A 17,974-nucleotide genomic window follows, 5' to 3' on the forward strand; every position below is an offset into this window, starting at 1 on the left:
ATGGAACAACTATTTATCCGCTTGAGCTCGGCTGAACGCGAGCCGCTGCACTGGCTGATTTGGAGCCCAGAGCAAAGCGAACTCATTGCAAGCGGAACGCTGAATGATCTGTCCGAATTAAGCCAACTGACCGATCATGCCCGTAGCCGCGAAGTGATTTGTTACGCGCCGGGTACCGATGTGTTGCTCACTGAAGTTGAGTTACCGAGTAGCGCGATTCGCATGCTGCCTCAGGTGGTGCCGAATGCGCTGGAAGATGAATTGGCGCAGGATATTAGTGAGTTGCACTTCGCATGGCCTCCAGCGAAGAAGGGGGGTGCAGTCCTTGGACTGCACGTTGCTGTTGTCGCCCGCGATGCCATGCATAAATGGCTATCAGCGCTTGAGCAAGCCGACATCGAATGCGATGAAATTTACCCCGATATTTTTATGGTGCCAGCGCCGCAGGTGCAGCCGCAGTTGTCTGAAAGCGAGGAGGGTGCAGACCCAGCTCCGGAGCAAGGACTGCACCCCACCTCCCTAACCTTAGGCGAGACGGTGATTATTCGCACCGGGCAGTACACTGGCTTCACCACAGACACCGCGCTCGCGCCGATAGTAACCGAAGGTATGCAGTTGCAGCCGGTTGAAAAAATGGACATTGAAGTGCCGTTGAGTGTGGTCGCCACCACTTATAATGCGCGCAAATCCACGCCACCGATGATTAATCTTCGTCAGCAAGAGTTTCGCTCGCAGCACAAAAAGCGTAAAGGCGTGAAAGCAAGCACTTACAAACCTGCGGCGATTGCTGCAGGCGTGTTACTCGCCGTGGCCTACAGTTCGCAGGTGATTGAGTATGTGCATCTTGGCAATCAAAGTGAACAACTCGAGCAAGCGATTGAGCAAACTTACCGCGATGCGTTTCCGAACGAAAAACGCATTGTGAACGTGCGCTCGCAGCTTAATCGTCATTTAGAGAGCTTAGGTATGCAAGGCACAAAGTCATCGCCGCTTGAGTTATTGGCGCATCTCGAAAGTGCATTTAAAGCGAATCGCGATGTCAGACTTGAACTGATTCGATACGATGACAAGACCCTCCGCATGCAGGTAAAAGCGAATAGTTTCGCGAGCTTAGAGAATTTTCGAAAAGTGGCGAATCAAGGCGGTCAGATTGTCGTCGAGCAAGGGCCTGTGAATAACCAAAGCGGTGCTGTAAGCGGCGCCCTAACCGTGAAGAAGGACGTGTGATGCCTAGTTTGTTACAGCAATTTATACAGCGCGTTCCAGGCCTCGAAACACGGTTAAACCAAATGAACCAGCGCGAGAAGCTTTTAGTGAGTGTCGCTGCTGTGCTATTTGTGGTTACACTCGCGTATTTCATTGCATGGAAGCCGTTAACCGATGGCATCGCTGAGCGCGAAACCAAAGTTGTCGCGCAGCAAGAGCTATTGCAGTGGGTGCGCGAAAACACCGGCCGCTATTTGTCACAAAAAGGTGGGGTGCAGTCCAAGGACAGCACCCCCACCTCATCCATGAGCGGCAGCATGAGCGAACGTGTCACGCGCTTAGCCACCGCCGCCAAAATCGAAGTCACACGCATGCAGCCGCAGTCAGACAGCTTAGTTGTGGTGATAGACGAAGTGCCATTTAACGCACTACTTCAGTTCATCGAAAGCCTTGAGACTCAAGCCGGCTTAGTTATTGAACACCTCGATGCGACCGAAGGCGGCGAGCCGGGGATCGTTCGGGTACGTCGCTTGCAGGTGGCGGAATGATGTCTTGGCGCTGGTTGTTATGGTTAATTCCGTTTTACTTGGTTGCGTTGGTGGCACTGACTCCCGCTGCGGTGATTAAGTGGGGTGCAGGCCTAGCTCCGGAGCAGGGACTGCACGTCTCCTCCACCAAAGGTACGATATGGAACGGGCGCGCAAATATTAGCGCGAAGTTGCCAACTGGCGGCACGCTAAATCTTGAAGATGTGCAATGGCAACTGAACCCTTGGAAGTTATTCATGGCAGAAGCGGAAATCGCAATTGATATTCCGTCGAAGAATTATCTCTATGGCACTGCCACTATCAACGCCGGTATGTCGGAAGCGCAGCTCAAAGCTAATTTTCAAGGCGCAATGCAGCCGGCGATCCAACAATTGAAACTTCCCGTACCCATCACCATGGCAGGTAACTTCCAACTTGATATTAATGACTATCAAGTATCTAATTTTAATAGTGGAAAGATCTGTGATGCGTTAACTGCTACAATCAATGCACGGCGAACTGAAATGCGCATTAACCAGCAATGGCATGAGTTGGGTGACTATTTAGCCAAGCTTTCATGTAATGCGCAAAATGGCATCAATGTCGAAATAGACGACAATAACCTCGTCGGTTTACGCCTTAGCGCACAAGTAAATGGGCGCATTGATGCACCGCAAGTAAGCTTAACCGGTAGTATGAAACCTACGTTGCAGACGCCGCAGCCAATTTCTGAGTTATTAGTTTTCATCGGAAAACCAGACGCTCAAGGCCGATATAACTTCAAATGGTAAAAAGGAGTACTTATGGATCAAGTCATGACATGGATTAGCGACAACCAAGAGCTAATTCTCAGCTACACAGTGAAATTTATCGTCGCAATTATCATCTTAATTGTGGGTAAGATTGTGGCGAATTCAGTTGCCAAATTAATGGGCAAAGGCATGGAGAAACGCGGCACCGATAAAGCCGTAATTAGCTTCCTTGGCGCCATTGTTCGTTCGGTCATATTCATTGCCGCCGTGCTAATGGCATTGTCTCAAGTAGGCGTCGAAACCACCTCATTTATTGCCATTTTAGGTGCCGCCGGTTTGGCGATAGGTCTGTCATTGCAAGGCTCGCTATCGAACATGGCGTCGGGCGTATTAATCATCTTATTCCGTCCATTCCGTGCCGGTGAATACGTGGACGCAGGTGGCGTTTCGGGTACCGTTGAAGAAGTGAACATCTTCCAAACTATCTTGAAAACACCAGATAACAAAGTGGTATTCGTGCCGAATGCGCAGATTACCGGCTCACCAATTACGAACTACAACCGAGAAGATACTCGCCGTGTCGATCTGCTCATCGGCGTGTCATACGACGCCGACTTGCACAAAACCAAAGAAGTGCTTGAAAGTGTGTTGAAAGCCGACGAGCGTTTGCTTAAAGATCCAGCTTGGAACATTCAAGTTCATGCACTGAATAGTTCTTCAGTCGACTTTATCGTCCGTCCTTGGGTGAAAAGCACTGACTATTGGGGTGTCTACTGGGACTTGATGCGCGAAATTAAAATCGCATTAGACAAAAACGAAATTGGAATCCCTTATCCACAAATGGATGTGCACCTGCACAAGTAAATTCTGAGCAAAAGAAGGGTGCAGTCCTTGGACTGCACCCCACCTCTCGCCTATGCTGAAAGCAGGATTTCAACAAAAGGAAGACTGCAATGAAACCTTTCGTAACAAAAATGTCAGTTGCTGCGGTAGCGATCGCCGCATTAACAACCGCAGCGCAAGCGCAACAAACCATGCAGCAACCGAGCTTCGACAAGCTAGGCGTTAGCTATATCAACTACGACCTCGACGGCGAAACCCTCAACGGCGCCGGCCTGCAGTTCAACCGCCACATCAACCAAGACTGGTTCCTTGATGTGAATTACATTTACGCCACCGACGACTACACCATTAGCGGCATTGACGTCGATGCCACCGCAAACACCCTATACGGTAACCTTGGCTTCAAGTTCTACCAAATGAACAACATGGTGGCCTACGCCAGTGGTGGCTTGGTCTACAGCGAAATTGACGTCGACAGCGGCGTTGGTGGATACAACGAAGATGACACCGGTTGGAACGCACAAATTGGTATGCGTACGCGCCTCACCGACGCTTTCGAAGTGGACGCGAACGTGCGTCACGTCGACATCTACGATGACAGCGATCAAGAGTGGAGCCTCAGCGGCCAGTACTACATCACTAATGAATTCAGCGTAGGCCTTGGTTACACACTTGTTGACTCTGACAACAGCTACGTCGCGCTCAGTGGCAACTTCCATTTCTAAAAGAAGAGGGTGCAGTCCTTGGACTGCACCCCACCTCTCGCTTACAATTTTCACCTTTACAGCCCACTAACTACCTGATAGATTTACAAGTGATCACCCACATAGACGTGGGCTGATTGGCCAATCAAAGAAGTAAGGAAGAGGAAAATAGTATGAAAACTTTATCAGCATTATTTGCTGCTGCAGCATTGGCTTTAGCGCCAACTGCAATGGCATCTGGTCAAGCCGGTGGCGCTGAGGCATCTGGTTCAGGTGCAGCATTCTCTACTGGCGCAATGGTAGCAGCTGGCGTTGCTGCAGTTACAGTTTTAGTTGTTGCAACTGACGACGACGACGACTTCGTATCTCCAAAGCCAGTTGAGCCACCAGTAGTACCACCAGTAAATCCAGGTACTACTACTTCAACCAGCACTACCACTTCAGGTATGTAAGCTCGTTTGAAGTAAAACAAAAGTCGCAAGCGAAAGCTTGCGGCTTTTTTATTTTGTGAAGGTGATAAATATGTTAATATCGCCCACACAAATAGAGCAAAAAGCCCCAGCAAACAGAACTCAAAATAACAACATGACAGCCAAACACTCGCTTTACATTCAAATCATCATTTTGGCTCTCATCAGCACGCTAATCAGTGGCTGCAGCGTGCGCCTTCAAAACTACAAAGAAATTGTCACTGAGCTCTTCAACACACCAGAAGATGTAACGCTCAGCCAACAAGAAATTGAAGAATTCCCATACGCCGGTAGCTACATACAAGTTGACGAGCGTCCGCGCGCATTTATGGCATTGGCTTTCGACGATAATGGCGTACTCAAATGGCGCACCGGTGGCGAGGAAATTATCCATACTAAGCACGGCCGCATAACCGCTACCAACAACATGAGCGGCGCCATTGCGCACACAAGCAACCTAAAAAACGACCCGTTAGCGTGTTTCCGCGAAGCAATCCGAAGAAACAACCAAGACCTCACCAACTGCCCAACAACATGGCAACGTGACATTTGGGTAACTACTGCCACTCCGAACAAAATTGAAGATCAGGCGTATACGTACACCTCAGAATTCAGAGTAGGCGCCACCGAGCAAGTGAACTTGGCCAATGGCACCTCGCACCAAGTCATTAAAATCGAAGAACGCATAGGCACAAGCGACAACAACGTAGCAACCAACACCTTTTACATCAGCACCGACAATGCCCGTATCGTAAAATCGCACCAGCTGATTGCGCCTCCAAGTAGCTCACAAAGTAGCTCCGAAAGTACCTTCGCAACCATTGAAGAAGTGAAGCCGTACACCTTAGAAGAAGTGAAGAATAACGGATGATTTCGCGCACACTTAAACTCACGGCTATCGCACTCGCTGTAGCAACGGCTGCAACAAGCGCGTACGCTCAAAGCCAAAAACCAACCGTCGCCGTCAAAATCCAAGGCCCAGAAAAGACACCAGAGTTGCAATTCGCAGGCAGCCCACGCCTAAGTCAGGTGTACGCGAACGCGCAAATTAAACCAGAAGAAATCTTCTGGCCTGGCGTACGCCTTGTAAGCGCAGAAAAACACAACGAGATCATCCAAAAACAAAAGCAGCTCACCCAGCAGCTCTACAAACTCGAGCGCTACTTTCAGCAGGAAGAACAACGCAACTACGCGCAGCTCGCCAATCGCATTGCTGGGCAAGTCGCCAGTTGGCCAGTTGTAGGCGCAGAGCCAATCGGACGTGGTCATGTCGAACAGGGGCCGAAAGGTACCACCCTCGGTGTCGATATCAATAAAAAGAGTAGCCTCACTAGCTATTACGACGAAGCGCGCCTCAACATCAATGCAAACCCGCAGCTTCCGCAGGGTTCCAAAGAACAGCCGACGCGGTATCAGTTGCTCATGCCAACAATCGAAAAACACCAAACCACGCACCTGCAAGTAATTGGCGCCGTGTGGATGCCGTTCACCATGAGCTATCATCCGCATTTCACTGCGCGCGAAACGGCGCACAAAGAGAACTTCAAACAGCGCCTCGAAGCAATCACACATAAAGACAAAGTGCTACAAGTTAGCGCGCAAGGTGACGTGCAAGAAATAAACATTGATCCGTACAACGCCCACAGCCAAAAATTCTCGGCGGGGGCAAAAATCATCGCGTTGTTCAACACCAGCAAACTGCCCAAAGAATTCAAAGACATTAACAAGCAAATGGCAGAGCTGGCGAAATACTGGAACCCGTTGCAGCCAACGTTAAAAGAAACCAGCCATTTCACCACGCTGGGCAAATACACGCAAAGCGAGAAAGACCAACAGCCGCCATTATTACTCTTTGGTGAAGCCGACAAAAAACTGCGTCCAACTACCAGCGATTTCGGCAGCATCGGCCTGTTACAAATGCCAAGCGGCCGCCACGCCGAGCAGGGCGAGTTCAGCTTTACCTATTATGATCAAGACGAGTACAGACGTTGGGCATTAAACTTGCAGCTGTTTCCCTGGTTAGAAGCAACCATTCGCTACAACGACATTCGTACGCGTCGATACAGCCAAGATGTTAACTTCTCAGGCGACCAGACCTATAAAGACCGTGGCGTCGATTTAAAATTTCGCCTTACCGAAGAAAGTCGTTGGATACCAGAGACGAGTGTGGGTATTAGAGATGCTGCAGGCACCGGCTTATTCGCTGGCGAGTACGTTGCCGCGAGCAAACGTTTTGGCAACTTTGATTTTACTGCAGGTTTAGGCTGGGGCTATCTCGGCAAAAACAATAACGTGAACAACCCATTCTGCGAACTAGCCGACGAGTTCTGCAGTAGAACGGACGGTTTCAGTGGCCGTGGCGGTAGCTTCGAAGTCGATAAGTGGTTCAAAGGCAACACTGCCTGGTTCGCTGGCTTGGAATACCAAACGCCGTGGGATCCGCTCAGTATCAAAGTTGAATACGACAGCAATAACTACAAAAATGAGCCATCAACCGTCACCATGCCACAAGATTCCCGCTGGAATTATGGTTTAGAGTATGACCTTGGCAATAACATGAGCATTAAAGCCAGTTACGAGCGTGGCAATACCCTCATGTTTGGCTTCACCATTCGTACTAACTTGGCAAACGCATCACAACCGAAAATTGATAGTCATCCGAAGCGCCCACCAGCGCCGCCGCGCCTAAAAACTGTCGAGCAACTCAAGCAAGCAGAAGAATTAAACAAACTGCGCATGGCACTCAACACCGAGGCGAGCACTTGGGTGGATGAAATAGCGCTCAGTGAAGATAACCAAACATTGACCTTATACGGTAGCCAATATCGCTATCGTGACAGCGAGCTTGGCCTCGAAAAAATGGGACGCGTGTTGGCAACCGAAGTACCTGACACCATTAAAACCTATCAGTTTGTGAATCAGTCGGGCAGCATCAACTTGGCGCAAAACAACATTGACGCCGAATTATTTAAAGATGCGATAGCGCGTAGAACCATCAACGCAACCACGCAACAGGCCTATAGCCGCAGTGAAGTAACGGATAAGCCAGGCGAAACACTTTTCAAAGATGAGTTTGAATTTGCCCAGTTGCCAACGGTGAGTGTGAAGCCGTTTTTAGATCAAAGTTTCGGGGGGCCAGAAAGCTTCTATATGTATCAAGTAGGCCTTGATGCACGTTTGATCTATTCACTCAGCCCGAATACATATATTTATGGCACCGCTAGTGCGCGTATTGCCGATAACTACGATAAATTCAATTATACAACTGGCGAAGAAACCGGTGCATTGCCGCGAGTACGCACCTATGTTCGCGAATACGTTACCAGTAGCGATATATTCTTGCGTGATCTGCAACTGGTGCATCGTCTTCAGTTAGCTGACAGCTGGTTCGCCGGCGCCTACATCGGTTATCAAGAGCAAATGTTTGGCGGATTCGGCGGTGAAGTACTTTATCGCGAACTTGATAGTAACTGGGCGGTCGGTTTAGACGTAAACTACGCAAAACAGCGCGATTGGGAAGACCACTTCGGCTTCCGTGATTACGACGTGATTACCGGCCACTTAACGGGTTATTGGCGCCCGAGCTTCCTCCCCAATACATTAATTAGCGTCGCGGCAGGCCAGTTCTTAGCGGGTGATCGCGGAGTGCAGGTATCCGTTGACCACAAATTCGACAGCGGCATTATCGTTGGCGCTTATGCAGCCAAAACCAACGTATCAGCGCGAGAATATGGTGAGGGTAGCTTTACCAAAGGCTTCTATATCAGCATTCCGTTTGACATACTGCAGTTACGTTATAGCGCTGGCCGTGGTGCCATCAGCTGGACGCCACTAACGCGAGACGGCGGACAAATGCTCGGTGGTGGCGTTGGCTTATTCGGCGCAACCGATAAGCGCAGTCCTTACTACGTTGACTAAGAACCGTTGATTAAGAGGGAATTTAAATGGCAAAAGTAGTTGTCGCCGGCACCGGATACGTCGGCCTGTCAAATGCCGTGTTACTTGCACAGCACAACCAAGTGCATGCGCTCGATATTGTGCAAGAAAAAGTTGACCTGATTAACGCAGGTAAAAGCCCTATTGAAGATAAAGAAATCAGCGCGTTTTTAGCCGAAAAAGAACTGAATTTATCCGCGACAACTGACCCAAGTGTTTACGCGGAAGCCGAGTGGGTAATTATAGCAACGCCAACCGATTACGATGCACAAACCAATTACTTCAACACGCGCTCGGTTGAAGCCGTGATTGAAACCGTACTAAAGCATAATCCGCAAGCAGTGATGGTGATTAAGTCGACCATCCCGGTGGGTTATACCAACGAGTTAAAAGCGAAATTTAAAACCGACAATATTATCTTTTCGCCCGAGTTTTTGCGTGAAGGTAAAGCATTACACGATAACCTGTACCCATCACGCATTATTGTGGGTGAGCGCTCACCACGCGCTGAAGTATTTGCAACGATGCTGAAGCAAGGCGCGATAAAACAAGACGTACCGGTATTATTCACCGATGCCACTGAAGCTGAAGCGATTAAATTATTCGCAAATACCTTCTTAGCGATGCGCGTGGCATACTTTAATGAGTTAGACACCTATTCAGCAGTGCATGGCTTAGATAGCCGCCAAGTGATTGAAGGCGTATGCTTAGATCCGCGAATTGGCAACCATTACAATAACCCGAGTTTCGGCTATGGTGGTTACTGTTTACCGAAAGACACCAAGCAGTTGTTGGCAAACTACGATGAAGTGCCACAGAATATGATTCGCGCGGTGGTGGATGCTAATCGCACGCGCAAAGATTTTATTGCCGAAGATATTCTGCGCCGTAACCCGAAAGTTGTTGGCGTTTACCGCTTAGTGATGAAGCAGGGTTCAGATAACTTCCGTGCTTCGGCAGTGCAGGGCGTCATGAAACGCTTGAAGGCCAAAGGTATTGAAGTAGTAGTATATGAACCCGTACTAAAAGAAGAATCATTTTTTAACTCACGTGTGATTCGTGACTTAGAAGAGTTTAAGCGAGTGAGCGATGTGATAGTAAGCAATCGCCACCAAGACGTGCTTAGCGATGTCGCGGATAAAGTGTACACGCGTGATTTGTTTGGTAGTGACTAAGCCATTATAAAAATCAGCAAGCTTAAGATTAAGCTTGCTGTTCCACCTGTTCTATAATCAGTATTAGTTGATCTATTTTAATTTTAACGTCAAAATTTTCTTGAGCGTAACGTATAGAACTTTCTCGCAAACTAGCGCGAAGCTCCGGACTATCAATTAATTTTTTAATATTTCTAACGATACTGTCGATGTCCTTGAAGCTTGAAACGTAACCGTTTACACCATTTTCAACAGCATCTTGGCAACCGGGAACATTATAGGTCAATGTCGGTATTCCCATGGCGCTTGCTTCCATAACACATACAGGGAAACCCTCGCGTACCGAAGGTAATAACAACACATCAGAATCGGTATATAATTCTTCGATATTTTGAACGAATCCCAGAAATTCGATGTGCTCCCCGAACTTTTGCTTGATACATTCAATATCGTTGTGGGTAAGAGAGGAAGGATTATTGGGATAATAATCTCCAATAACCTTTAATTTCACATTCAGTCCCAGCGAGAGGCACTTTTCTAGTACCGCGAAAGAATCTTTGATTCCTTTATCTTCAATTAGACGACCGACATAAACAAGAGTTAAACCGTTATGAGGTACAATCTGTTGACTTTGGAACCGCTCCAAGCTTATTCCAATACCATTTGTGACTATATCAGATGGTTGACCAATTTGATTTCGCTCGTCCGAATTACAGAAAACTCTCGCTTCAGTAAAACGTTTTATTAGCGTTCGGAGAATTGTCTTAGCAAATGTCCGTTTTGTAAAAAAACTACCTAATCCTTCAACCGATAACAATAGACGCTTATTAAATAGTGCCAATGTTGGAAGCGAGAAAATAAATGTAGTTAGAAAGAAACAAAGATAGGTTGTGTTTCTGCGTCTCAATCTGAATTTTGTAATTGTCCAATTAAAGTCGAGAACGCTCCACAGCAGACCAATCCCCTTATTGAATTTTCTAACTGCAACGATCTTGCATCCCATATTTTGCAAGGCTTGCTGTGACTTAATACAGTCTGCTGGAGCTATAACATATACGCGCCTGCCATCGGCAATAAATCGAGCAATGTATTCCTTTCGGAAGATATAGGTTGTTCTAATTGAGTTTTGAACTATACAAATATCGTTCATGAAATTACTCGTTTAACGGTGTAGTAAAGTGTTTTCGAGAGAAAGCTAAAGGAGACAAGACCTCTGTTGCAGGCCGCTTTATACCATTCGCTAAAAACGCCTGCTTGAATGCTTGGACCGAGAAGTTGAACAATCATGAAGTTCTCACGTATCTTCCTATTTTCCGTTAATAAATACCTGTCGAAAAAATGAAGCGACTTCTCAAGTGACCAGTTATGTTTAATTTTGGCGATCTTGCCCGATTTGACATAATCAACTAGCACATCATCGACAAACCTCAATTTGAGTCCGGATGCTTCGGCGTTAATTATGAATTGATAATCTTGATGTCGTGGCAAAGAGCTATCGAAACCGCCAATACGAAGAAAATCTTCTTGTCGCATCATTAGTGTTGAGGTTTGGAACGCTAAGTTGTGAAATAATGAGCCAAATAAGTTCTCACAAAACGTTTTTGTAACATCAAATTCACTTGCAACTCTAAGAGCGGTTACTCGATCCGATGCAACAGCACGTACTCGACAGCTAACGATGCTGGATAATTCAAGAGCATTTAACTGCTTTTCCAGTTTTTGAGGGTACCAATAATCATCAGCATCTAAAAAACACAAGACATCTCCGGAAGCATTTCGAGCACCGATATTACGACTATCGGCAGCATTAGTATTCTCATGCTTTTCGATAAGCTTAATTTCCGATAGGTTAAAACTTTGGAGAATCTGATGTAGATCAACAACATCTTTAGAACCATCGTCAACAATAATAATTTCGAATGGTTTAATTGTTTGTGACATTAAGCATTCAACTGCATGTTTGATGGTTTTTGATGCATTATATGTGGGTATTACGACGCTAACTTTCATCTTTCTTTTCGTTACCATAAGAGTAAGAAGGATTTCGTAATAAAATATCCAAAATTATAAATACCAAAAAGAAGTAAATATATTTATATTTGCTCCCAATGTAATAAGAATAAAAAAACATTAGATACGAAATTAATATGTAGGACTTCAAATATAAGAGAGTAATTGAAGATTTTCTAATTGATATATATATCGTATTAAATAACGTGTAGAAAATTACGAACCCAAAGATAGACAGCGATGCTAAAACAGTGGCAGCACCGGTAATCATATTGTATTTATCGTTTAAAATGAAGCCCATAGAGAGTCTATGTTCAGCATAGGCACTACCCAAATAACCGAGAAATATATCGGTCGATAGAGTCATTGGAAATACGTTGCTTTCTAATTGATAGAAAAGATTATAATAATTGGGTATCAAATAATTCAAGAACGCAAGAACAAGCTCTAGCCCCTCGCTGTTAGAACCCCTGACGAAGAGAGAGAAGAGGGTAAAGAAAGTTAAAAAGAAAAACACAACAAAATAAAACAGGCTGCGAATTTTTTTGAATCCAACCAACGCTATATAAAACGTCAGAGGGAAAAATAAAGCATCAAAAACCGTATACTTTATTCCGTGAAATGCAGATATCAATACTAATCCAATCGCAATTAAATGGTCAAAGAATTTATTATTTCCAATGTAAAATCGTAATGCATACATTATCAAGGCAGGAACATGTAAAAAGTACAAATAATTAATGTACCAATATTGGCCGAATAAAACTTCATACTTTCGTGGTGCAGTAAACATCATCGATACCGAAAAACCCACGCGATTGAAATTTAGAAGAAATGCGGTGAAGGCTAGGCCTGACAACAAATAGAAAAACAACTTAATTTTTGCATGCGAATAAGTATTTACGAGAGATAAGTCTAATCTATTTCTGCCAACAATTTCTCCTCTCGACTCAACGATGTATCGAGTTAGTAAAAAGGCAAGCGAATAAGAGAGACTAATAATTGTCAACCAAAACCAAGAACGCCATGTTAAAGTAAATGAATCTAGAGTTAGCCACCCCTTTTCAGCCCCGATTCCAGCTAGAAAATGTACTGGAAACAATCCTAGAAAGAAAATAAATGGGGCTGAGAATATAAAGAGAACTTTCCCTTCTGAAGGGTCCGCCCACAAAGCTACTATCAAACTTGATAACGTAACCAGGAGGAATAGCCATGCTTCAAACATAATTGTTAATTACTCAACTATTTTCTTGATGGAATTAAAAGATGCTTGAAAACAATTATAAATACGGAAACAAAACCACCCAAAAATGCTCCGAAAATTATAATTAGAATTCTATTGGGTGAGTCCTTTCCCTCTGGCACAATAGCAGGGTCAATTATCGTTAGTACGTAGTCAGGTCGAACATTTGCGAACATTCTGGTTCTTGTTTGCTGCTCAATTAGATTGTAGAAAACACTCTGCATTTCTGTTAACGAGCTCTCTGCAATTTCATTTTGAAGGTACTCAATGCTGCGATTTGCTTCTTGGACATCCCTTTCTCGCATGTAATCATTGATGTCTCTTATCAGAGAGGTTACCCATTGGTGGGCTACAATTGGAGAAATGTGAGTTACAGCAATATCAATAAGTCCGGTTTCAGGATTTTTTGTGATCTCAATTCTTTCTCGTAATTTTGGAATATAGCTCCAACTTGAAGGTGCTAGGGATTGACTGTTTTTCTCATTTGTTGCCCATTTCCGTTTGTTTGAGTCGAAAATTTCACGGTTGTATACCAACTGTTCTGTCTGTGGATTCCAGCTCTCGACAGCCATTAGCTCGGGAAGGATATCGTGTTTTTCTACAAACTCTTTTAAGAATTTGCGCGATGTAAGAGTTTCGATAGCAATTGTTATTTCGTCTATTTTTTTTGTTCCCAAGTTCAGTCCTGTAAGCGAAACAACACTTGAAATTGGAGATGCTATATTCGACAGCGAATTTGAATCGCCTGACTCTGCAGGAGCAACAATTGCCCCTGACTTATAGATATTTGGCTGTGAAAATGCATAAATCCCAAATCCAAGAGCAAAAACAAAAACGGAAACGCTCAGGAATACCCAGTTTTTACGCAATACTAATAAAATTTCGAGCAATGAAAATCCGGAGTACTGGTCTTGGCTATGATTTATATTCATGTTCACAATGTCTCGAAGGTGTCGTTTAGAACTTGGGATATGTCAAAATTCATATCCATCCATCAAATTGAGGTTAGCAAATGCGCAACATTTATTTGATTAATTTAGCTTCGATGTCATCTATCGTGTGCTAAGGAGCATTGATTCTACCAGTGCTAAACTGCACGTCAATGCAAAGGTAGACTATAGTTAATTTAGTATAAAACAGTCGGTGAAGTGTAAAAGTGGGCGATATTGTTAATTTGTTGCTTCAACACACTGTGGCTTTCAGATAGAATTTATCAAGCTTAACAATTCGATTACTTAAGCTCACCACTCATATTGTGAAGAATCTCAGATTGAATTCGGGAGTTAGACTGTAAGGTATGTCAATAATTTTACCTATCGTAGCATTACTGGGTACAGCGATAGCGCTGCGGATTATGCATCCAGTTGCAGAATTCATGGAGCTTTTTGATAAACCATGCAATCGAAAACAGCATAACGGGGCTGTACCTCTAATAGGCGGCGTGGCTGTATTTTTCGGTCTAGCAATTTCTTTGATGGTATCGTCGGAGCTAGAACTTCATAGTCGACTGTTTCTAATCAGCGCCGCGATGATGGTATTTATCGGTATGCTAGATGATAAATATGATTTGAGTGTGAGGTTGCGTCTGGTAGGACAAGTTATCGCTGCAAGTGTGATTATATTCGGTGGTGATCTATATATTTCTAACTTAGGTAACTTACTCGGTTTCGGAAGTGTTGAATTGGGGTTGGGCGGGGTTCTATTTACCTATCTAGCAATTTTAGCAGCAATGAACGCTTACAACATGATAGATGGTATCGACGGCCTGTTAGGGGCAATGGGTATGATTTCCTTCTTTACGCTTGGAGTGATTGCAGCCTTAAATGGGTTAGAAGAAGTACAGTTAATAGCACTTCTTGCGGGCTGTGCGTTAATTCCCTTTATGTTGTGTAATTTATCTCTATATCCTCGTTATCGCAAAATTTTTATGGGTGATGCCGGCTCAATGTTTGTCGGGTTAGCAATCGTTTGGTTGTTGACTATGTCCACACAACCACGTTTCTCGGGTGGAGAACTAATTAGTCCAGTTACCTCATTGTGGTTGGTTGCAATTCCGATAATGGACATGGTTACAATCATGTTCCGTCGAATGAAAAACGGTAAAAATCCAACGTCGCCAGACAGAGATCATATTCATCACTTTTATCTAAGAGCTGGATTTACTAGTCAGCAAACATTAGTCATTCTTTCAAGCCAGGCGCTAATTCTGGCTCTTTTGGGATTGGTTCTGAACCAATTTCAGACCCCAGAATGGGTGTCATTACTCTTGTTCTTAGGCGCATATGCGGTATATTGTCGTCAGTTTAAGATGTTAAAACGCAAAGCCCGCGCATTAAGCGAAGCTCAACTAGAAAAATAATCGCAGTACAAACATATAGGAAGGAGACGGTAGTGCGCCGCATTCTCTCAATTACTGGCCTAGCCATGGTCATGCTATGGACAGGCCTTTTTGCATTTTCCCATTCTGCGCAGGCACAAGTTGCCGGCGTGACTCCGCAACAGCTCGAACAATTCAAGCAATTGCCTCGCGCTCAGCAGGAAATGCTGGCGCGTCAATATGGTTTTGATCTGTCGCTACTCGATTCACAAGGCGCAACAGGGAGCCGCACCAACGAAGAACCACAAACGGTATTTCCGCGAGGAACTACATTTGATGAAAACGGTGACCCGATTATTCCTGAAGACATTCGTGCCCAGTTTGCTGAAGATGAAGGCGTACCGAAGCCATTTGGTTATAAGCTATTCGCCGGTGAGCCAAGCACGTTTGCGCAAGTGACTGGAGCGCCCGTTCCTAGCAACTACGTTATTGGTGTGGGTGATACCATTTTGGTACAGCTATATGGTAAAGAGTCAAAATCGCATCAGTTGAAAGTTGACCGCCAAGGGTTAATAACTATTCCTGATCTTGGCCCAATTCAAGTGGCTGGCTTAACGTTTGACAAAATGCGCGAATTGGTTCAGCAAGAAGTGTCGCAGCGCCTCATTGGTATGCAAGCAGCAGTCAGCATGGGCGAACTGCGCTCTATTCAAATTTTTGTAATGGGTGAGGCACACAAACCGGGTGCTTATACGGTAAGTTCACTCACGACCATTACTCAGGCGTTGTTTGTCAGCGGCGGTGTGTCAGATATCGCCTCACTACGTAACGTGCAATTAAAACGCGATGGTGAAACCGTTGCGACGCTCGATCTCTACGATTTTCTCATTCATGGCAACATGGGCAACGACCGTCTATTGCAATCCGGCGATATGGTATTTATTCCATCGCGCGGTGCGATGGTGACCGTTCAAGGTGAAGTGGTTCGCCCTGCCATTTACGAATTAAAAAATGAAGAAAGCTTAGCCGAAGTGCTTGAGCTGGCGGGTGGTGTATTACCAACAGCCTATAAAAAAGCAACGCGTATTGAGCGAGTGCGTGATGGCCGCCGTTTAGTCAGCACGGTTGATCTAGCCAATGCAAAATCGCTGAGCGTAGGCAATGGTGACATTGTTGAAGTGCCGAAAGTTTCGAATGAAATTGTCGATTCAATCATGTTGGTCGGTGCCGTTGCACGTCCAGGCTACTATGAATTCAATGCTGGCATGAAAGTGTCAGACGTTATTACTGACATCAAAACCAGCCTGTTAAGCTATGCCGATTTAGGCTACGGCTTAATTGTGCGCGAGCGCGATAATCGCGGTAATATCGAATTGCACCAATTTGATGTGGCGGCAGCGGTTGAAGGTGAGGCCGAACACAACAAACAACTCAAAGCGCATGACCAGTTGGTAATTTTCTCGCGCTATGAAGATAAAAAACTTCAAGAACTCCAGTTAACAGACTGGATTGTCAGCGAAACCGAAAAGCAGCGCAAAGAGCGAGAGCAGTTGCTGAAAGATTATCGTCAGAATTATCTGCGTGGTTTAGTCATTCAACAACAGCGCGAATTTGCTGATGAAGACGCCGAAACAGGTGAGTCGGAAGCACAACAAGAATTACAAGGCTTGTTTACGCAACGTACACTTGATGATGAAATCAATGCGATGAAAATTCAGAAATATGCTGAATACTCGCGTAATAACTTATTGGAGCCAATTCTAACCAAGCTGCGTCATCAATTTAGTCAAAGTGGTAATTTGCCACTCGTGTATGTAGCGGGCGAAGTGAAATATCCAGGCGTGTATCCGTTAGTTGAAAACGCTGATGCTTCAGATCTCGTCGCAGCAGCAGGTGGCTTGAAAGAGTCGGCCTACCTAGCTCGCGCTGAAATAACGCGTACGCAAGTAAAAGGCGGCGAAACCGTTACAGATTACTTAAGTTTTAACTTATTTGACGCGTTAATGGGTAAGCAAAACTTGCCAGTAAAAGGGCGTGACAGCTTAAATATATTTGCCATTCCAGATTGGCAAAACACGTTAGAAGTCACGCTTGAAGGTGAAGTTAAATTTCCTGGCAAATATACCATTCGCCGCGGGGAAACGCTGACAGCGTTAATTGAGCGTGCCGGCGGTTTAACTGAATATGCTTTCCCGCGTGGTGCAATTTTCACTCGTGAAGAGTTGAAAGAGCTTGAGCGTCAACGTATGCAGGCACTTGCGCGTGAGCTTCAGCATGAAGTGGCAACGAATAGCATTACCGGCAATAACCAAAGCAACATGAGTTATTCTCAAACTCGCCAGCTTCTTAAAGATTTAATGGAAGTGGAACCGGTAGGGCGTTTAGTTATTGATTTGCCTTACGTTATGAGTGGCAGTATGAATGCCGATATTCAGTTGAAAGACGGTGATCGCTTGGTTATTCCTGCACAGCGTAATACGGTTAACGTCATTGGCGAAGTGCAATTAGCTAGCTCTTTCCTTTACGACGGAAGCTTGAATGTGGCGGACTACCTGCGTCGTGCCGGTGGTATGCGTAAGAAAGCTGACGAAGAGCGCATCTTCATTGTTAAGGCAAATGGTTCAGTGGAAATGGTTGAGCTCGGAGGCTGGTTCAGTTTAGCCTCAGACAACCGTCTTGAACCGGGCGATACCATTGTTGTTCCATTAGATACCGAGTACACCAACAATATGGAACTATGGCGCGATGCAACGCAAATTCTATATCAAATTGGTGTAGCGCTAGCGGCGTTAACGGCCATCTAACAGCTATC

Annotated in this window: 15 protein-coding genes; 11 read left to right on the top strand and 4 right to left on the bottom strand. The window is 45.2% G+C overall.

All coding sequences use genetic code 11. From position 1 onward, the window contains the following. From gspL to D3795_RS11335, 9 genes are all read left to right on the top strand, one after another. The gene (gene gspL / locus D3795_RS11295; RefSeq protein ID WP_156268818.1) at window positions 1-1,227 is read left to right on the top strand and encodes a type II secretion system protein GspL; all 1,227 of its coding nucleotides are present in this window, start codon (window positions 1-3) and stop codon (window positions 1,225-1,227) included. After that, window positions 1,227-1,754: a type II secretion system protein GspM gene (gspM, locus tag D3795_RS11300; protein WP_156268820.1), complete on the top strand. Its 528-nt coding sequence runs from the start codon at window positions 1,227-1,229 to the stop codon at window positions 1,752-1,754. The genes gspL and gspM overlap by 1 nt, the downstream gene beginning before the upstream one ends. Beyond that, on the top strand, window positions 1,751-2,524 hold the full coding sequence (locus tag D3795_RS11305; RefSeq protein ID WP_156268822.1) for a type II secretion system protein N: 774 nt from the start codon (window positions 1,751-1,753) through the stop codon (window positions 2,522-2,524). The genes gspM and D3795_RS11305 overlap by 4 nt, the downstream gene beginning before the upstream one ends. A 12-nt stretch (window positions 2,525-2,536) precedes the next feature. After that, on the top strand, window positions 2,537-3,349 hold the full coding sequence (locus D3795_RS11310) for a mechanosensitive ion channel domain-containing protein (protein ID WP_156268824.1): 813 nt from the start codon (window positions 2,537-2,539) through the stop codon (window positions 3,347-3,349). Window positions 3,350-3,438: 89 nt separating this feature from the next. After that, window positions 3,439-4,053, top strand: a complete 615-nt coding sequence (locus D3795_RS11315; protein ID WP_156268826.1) for a porin family protein — start codon at window positions 3,439-3,441, stop codon at window positions 4,051-4,053. Between the two features lie 152 nt (window positions 4,054-4,205). Beyond that, the gene (locus D3795_RS11320; protein ID WP_156268828.1) at window positions 4,206-4,484 is read left to right on the top strand and encodes a hypothetical protein; all 279 of its coding nucleotides are present in this window, start codon (window positions 4,206-4,208) and stop codon (window positions 4,482-4,484) included. Window positions 4,485-4,617: 133 nt separating this feature from the next. Next, window positions 4,618-5,373, top strand: a complete 756-nt coding sequence (locus tag D3795_RS11325) for a YjbF family lipoprotein (RefSeq protein ID WP_173021031.1) — start codon at window positions 4,618-4,620, stop codon at window positions 5,371-5,373. Then, the gene (locus tag D3795_RS11330; protein WP_156268832.1) at window positions 5,370-8,420 is read left to right on the top strand and encodes a YjbH domain-containing protein; all 3,051 of its coding nucleotides are present in this window, start codon (window positions 5,370-5,372) and stop codon (window positions 8,418-8,420) included. Before D3795_RS11325 ends, D3795_RS11330 begins: the two co-directional genes overlap by 4 nt. Before the next feature lie 26 nt (window positions 8,421-8,446). Next, window positions 8,447-9,613: a nucleotide sugar dehydrogenase gene (locus tag D3795_RS11335; protein WP_156268834.1), complete on the top strand. Its 1,167-nt coding sequence runs from the start codon at window positions 8,447-8,449 to the stop codon at window positions 9,611-9,613. 28 nt (window positions 9,614-9,641) lie between these two features. On the opposite strand, the gene D3795_RS11340 is transcribed toward D3795_RS11335, so the two are convergent. From D3795_RS11340 to D3795_RS11355, 4 genes are read right to left on the bottom strand one after another with little or no spacing between them, the layout of a single operon-like run. After that, the gene (locus D3795_RS11340) at window positions 9,642-10,742 is read right to left on the bottom strand and encodes a glycosyltransferase (protein WP_156268836.1); all 1,101 of its coding nucleotides are present in this window, start codon (window positions 10,740-10,742) and stop codon (window positions 9,642-9,644) included. After that, entirely contained in the window at window positions 10,739-11,602 is an 864-nt protein-coding gene (locus D3795_RS11345) for a glycosyltransferase family 2 protein (RefSeq protein WP_173021032.1), read from the bottom strand. The genes D3795_RS11340 and D3795_RS11345 overlap by 4 nt, the downstream gene beginning before the upstream one ends. Further along, window positions 11,592-12,827: an oligosaccharide repeat unit polymerase gene (locus tag D3795_RS11350; RefSeq protein ID WP_156268840.1), complete on the bottom strand. Its 1,236-nt coding sequence runs from the start codon at window positions 12,825-12,827 to the stop codon at window positions 11,592-11,594. Before D3795_RS11350 ends, D3795_RS11345 begins: the two co-directional genes overlap by 11 nt. 17 nt (window positions 12,828-12,844) lie before the next feature. After that, entirely contained in the window at window positions 12,845-13,777 is a 933-nt protein-coding gene (locus D3795_RS11355; RefSeq protein WP_156268842.1) for a Wzz/FepE/Etk N-terminal domain-containing protein, read from the bottom strand. 365 nt (window positions 13,778-14,142) lie between these two features. Here D3795_RS11355 and wecA point away from each other — a divergent pair, with 365 nt between their 5' ends. Together wecA and D3795_RS11365 are read left to right on the top strand one after the other, a co-directional pair. Further along, window positions 14,143-15,204: a UDP-N-acetylglucosamine--undecaprenyl-phosphate N-acetylglucosaminephosphotransferase gene (wecA, locus tag D3795_RS11360; protein ID WP_156268844.1), complete on the top strand. Its 1,062-nt coding sequence runs from the start codon at window positions 14,143-14,145 to the stop codon at window positions 15,202-15,204. A 32-nt stretch (window positions 15,205-15,236) separates the two neighbouring features. Beyond that, on the top strand, window positions 15,237-17,966 hold the full coding sequence (locus D3795_RS11365; protein WP_310942348.1) for an SLBB domain-containing protein: 2,730 nt from the start codon (window positions 15,237-15,239) through the stop codon (window positions 17,964-17,966). The last annotated feature ends 8 nt before the right edge of the window (window positions 17,967-17,974 follow it).

The organism is Pseudidiomarina andamanensis (genome assembly GCF_009734345.1).
Classification (GTDB): Bacteria; Pseudomonadota; Gammaproteobacteria; order Enterobacterales; family Alteromonadaceae; genus Pseudidiomarina; species Pseudidiomarina andamanensis.